The organism is Actinophytocola sp. (assembly GCF_036555685.1).
In the GTDB taxonomy this organism is placed as follows: domain Bacteria; phylum Actinomycetota; class Actinomycetes; order Mycobacteriales; family Pseudonocardiaceae; genus Actinophytocola.
In genome coordinates, this window is record NZ_DATBKY010000255.1 from 1 (window position 1) to 3,980 (window position 3,980).

At 67.0% G+C, this 3,980-nt stretch carries 4 protein-coding genes; 3 read left to right on the top strand and 1 reads right to left on the bottom strand.

Going from position 1 to position 3,980, the window contains the following annotated elements; translation table 11 throughout:
- The coding region (locus tag VH969_RS25575; protein WP_331978607.1) for a hypothetical protein at nucleotides 1–575 on the top strand (575 nt) is incomplete at its 5' end.
- A 7-nt stretch (nucleotides 576–582) separates the two neighbouring features.
- The gene (locus tag VH969_RS25580; RefSeq protein ID WP_331978609.1) at nucleotides 583–1,152 is read left to right on the top strand and encodes a hypothetical protein; all 570 of its coding nucleotides are present in this window, start codon (nucleotides 583–585) and stop codon (nucleotides 1,150–1,152) included.
- Between the two features lie 211 nt (nucleotides 1,153–1,363).
- Here the strand turns inward: VH969_RS25580 and VH969_RS25585 are convergent, their stop codons facing one another.
- Complete coding sequence (locus tag VH969_RS25585; protein WP_331978613.1) at nucleotides 1,364–2,770, bottom strand: IS1380 family transposase; 1,407 nt, start codon at nucleotides 2,768–2,770, stop codon at nucleotides 1,364–1,366.
- A gap of 366 nt (nucleotides 2,771–3,136) precedes the next feature.
- Between VH969_RS25585 and VH969_RS25590 the strand changes: the two genes are divergently transcribed.
- Nucleotides 3,137–3,841: an MFS transporter gene (locus tag VH969_RS25590; RefSeq protein ID WP_331978611.1), complete on the top strand. Its 705-nt coding sequence runs from the start codon at nucleotides 3,137–3,139 to the stop codon at nucleotides 3,839–3,841.
- Nucleotides 3,842–3,980: the final 139 nt, after the last annotated feature.

Genomic DNA, 3,980 nt, shown 5'->3' on the forward strand with positions numbered 1-3,980 from the left:
CGATCATCAATGGCGTGCTGGCTCCCGCCGGGACGCTCACCCTGTCAGAGACGCCGTTGCGCAAGATCACCAACGCGCACAAGGTGTTGGCGCAGGCGCTCAAGGGTGTCCCGACGAACATCACGACTCCGGCGCAGGTCAAGACGGTCAAGAAGCTGTTGGAGGGACCGACGAGCTCGGTCGGAAAGGCGATCGACGACGGGCGCAAGGCGGTCGACCCGACGAACCAGGTCGCGGCCCAGGTGGCGGCCGTCAAGAACGTCTATGCCGAGACGACGAACTACGGCACCGTCCGCGACCGAACAGCCGAGGGCGCGGCGTACGAGGAGATCGACACGGGCAAGCCGGTGGGCGAGGATACGTACCACGGCCACAAGTGCATCAACTACGCCGACAACCTGAAGACGATCATCTCCACCATCGACCTCCAGCTCAAAGCATTCCCGCCGCAGTTCCATGAGGCACTGAAGCAGGCGAGGGCCGACGCCGTGGACCGCGAGAAGAAGTTGCGGGCGGGCGGGGATGCCTGGTTCGCTCACCAGAGGGCGAACCCGGGCTTCGGGGTCAAGAAGTGATCGAGAGATGGACACGGCGATGAACGACGGGGACGATGACTTGTCGGCGGTCTGGGCGTCCGGCGACTCGGAGCGGATCAACCGAGCGCTGGCACGGCTCCTCACGGTGGTGCCGCCGCGGCCAGAGATCGCGGCCCCGGAGCCGGAGGTCCTGGACGCCTTCGCCGACCCAGTGCCGTCCGACGCGGTCCGGAACTACATCTGGGTCGTGGGGAACTATCGGCCGATCCGGCCGGAGCTGGAGGTCGGCGACGTCGTCCGTCGTTGGGTCGAGGCGGTCGTTCGGACCGGTGACAGCTCGGCCGCGCTCCAGGTCGCTCTCTATCTCCAGCCGGAGATGCCCGAAGGCGCCCGGGTAAGGGACGCGTTGGATTACGTGGCCACGCGCGGGCTGAGCACTCCTCGCGAGCGCGACGGCGCCGAATACCTGGCTCGCTACTTCCTCGATGTCAGCGACACCTACGACCGGGCGATCGAGGCACTCGCGCGATGGCGGGGAGACGCCGACCTCGGCCAGATCCTCGACCGGCTGGCACCGTACGTCCATGCGGCCGACAGGCCGAAGATAGGGCTTTGACCGACAGGCGGCCCGGACGATGGTCGCATCTTGATGCATTGAACACTGCATCACGATGACTTAGCCTCGATCCGTGGACCGGGCTGGGTTGACGGGGGCTCTGTCCGAAGTTGATCATGGTGTGGGTGGGCGGCGTGGGCGGACAGGTGGATGCTGCTGGTCTGCCCAGCTTTCCACTTGGTTCCTGGTGATCGGGCGGGGTGGGCGCGGTTCAGGCGGGGACGGGTGGTGGTAGCGCCTGGCCGAGGACGCGGTCCCATAGCCTGAGCCAGGCCGATGCCCAGGGCCAGTGGGCCGGCAGGTGCAACACGGGCCGACGTTGCGGCTGGGCGATCCTGGCGGGGACGGTGACGATGGTCCGGCGCAGCGTCGCGCCGCGGGCGACGGCCTGGGCCGGCCCGGCCATCGTGCCGGCGGCGCGGAGCAGGTTGTGGCTGATCGCGGCACAGATCGTCCACGCACTGTTGGCGCCGAACCGGCCCGACGGGAGGTGCGCCAGCGGCCCGTCGATCAGGTCGGCGAAGGTGGTTTCGATGATCGCGTGTCGACGGTGGGTGATATCGGCGGCCGGAGCCGGCTCGGTGCTGTCGGTGAAGAACGGGTGGTGCCGCCAGACCGGGAACAACTCGTCGAGCCGGGCGCGGTCACGGACGCGGCGCACGATCAGCCGGGCGGTGACCGAGTGCGGGGTGGAAGCGAACGCGGTGAACGCTGGTATCTCGGCCACCTCGGCGTCGGAGATCCACTCCCCGGTTTCCGGATCGGGCACCGCGCCGGGATAGTGAACCGGGGTCCACGCGTCGTCGGGAATGGTCTGGATCGCCTTGGTCACGGTGGAGTTCTTCACCAAGACCAGGGAGAATCGGGCGCCGGCACGCCGGCAGGCGCGGACCACGGCGGCGTGGCCGTAGGCGGAGTCGCCGCGGACCAGTACCTCACCGGCCGCGCCCGCGGACCGGGCCAGGTTGATGGCGTCGCTGACCATCGACGCCGCACCCCGCCCGGAGCCGGCCCGGCCGGCGCGGAGCCGGATCCCGGCGATCACCGGCGCACCGGTCGGCGTGGACAGCGTGGTCGCCAACGGTGACAGGCCCTTGCGGAGGACCTGCTTGCCGGCGATCTTGGTGTGGCCGTAGCTCGCGCCCTGTTTGGCGCGGCCGAAGGTCGGCCGGAGCAGCGAGTCGATGTCGACGAACACCCGCTGGCCGATCCCGGGCAACAGAGCCGTGTTCTGGACCAGGTTCACCAGGTGGCCCCGCAGCACCGAGGCCAGCTGCAGGGTATGGCCGTGGGTGAACTCCCGCAGATGCTGGCCCAGCGTGGCCGGCGCGTACACGCCGCCGAACAGCCGACCCATCCCACCGGAGCGGAGCAGGTCGAGATCGTCGATGCAGTCCGCGCCGGCGGCCATCCCGGCGATGATCGAGGTCAGCTTCCCCGCCGGATTCGTGCCGGCCGAGGCAACCGTGCTGGTCTTGAACGACACCCGGTCAGCGATCAGCTCCGCCAAGCCGGTCTGCTCGGCCAAACCCATCACCGGGACCAGACCCGCACAGGAGACCAGATGCTCGTCATCGAAGACTGAGACCGCCCGCGACCACCCATCCTGTAGTTTCACTTTCAGTGCCTTCTGCTGCTCGGTGAATCCTGGAACTCGACACTCCTGATTCTCCAAGCACAGAAGGCACATCAACGTCTGGGCGCGCCGACCTCCGACTACCCATCCACGGATTGAGGCTAAGCTCAGTCGTCGAGAGCAGTTCTGTTGGTCGAGCCTTGGAGGGTGCCTGAGCCATTCGACGGCTCGCTCGTGGTCTTGGAAATCCCTGCTCATCGGCCGGCATCAGGTCGGTCGCAGCTGCGTCGTACGAATCAATCCTCCTCGCACCGCCCGTGCCCTGGTTGACCGGGGAATCTGCATGGACCGCAATCCTGCGTGTTCGTGTGCCTGATCTCGAAGGAGAGACTATGTCAGGAGTTGTCCATGTCCGGTGAGTTCGATGCCTCGGATGAGGCCGTGACGAAGAGCGCGGGTCGGACGGATCCAGCGGCGGTGGGTTCGGCGGGGGAGTTGAGCTCGTCTCCTGCCCCGAGGTACGAGACGACCTCGGACGCTTTCAAGCGGCGGTTCATGTGGCGGCTGATCGTGGTGTTGATCGGTGGCATGCTACTAGATGGCTACATATTGGGTTTGATCGGTCCGGTCACGACGACGTTGGCGGCCGATCTCGGTCTGTCCGCGGCTCAGGTCGGGGCGGTGGCCGCGATGGCGTTGATCGGCATCTTGGCGGGTTCCCCGATCGGTGGCTGGGCGGCGGACAAGTGGGGTCGGCGGCCGTTGTTCTTCATCGACATCTCGCTGTTCTTGGTCGCGTCGGCGGCGCAGTTCTTCGCCGGGTCGTTCGAGGCCTTGTTGATCATCCGGTTGCTGATGGGCATCGCGATCGGTGCGGAGTACTCGGTTGGTTGGCCGATGATGTCGGAGTTCTCTCCGCCTCATCTGCGGGGCCGGTTGATGGCCACGGTGAACTTTGCCTGGTACTCCGGATTCTTGATCGGTTTCGTCATCGCCACCTTCGCCACCCGCGCCGGGGTGAGCTTCAAGATCATCCTCGGCTCGTCGACCGTCATCGCGGTGGCGTTGTTGTTGGGCCGGATCGGTCTGCCGGAGTCGGCCCGCTGGTTGTAGAACAAGGGTCACAAAAAGAAGACCCCGCCGTCGAACAGCAGGTGGCCGCGCAGCTGGCCGGGGTGGCCGGTCTGAACTGGAAGCTGTACACCGCTCCCGAGGGGTTCGACACCGCCGAGGCGCTGCTCGACCAGGCCGA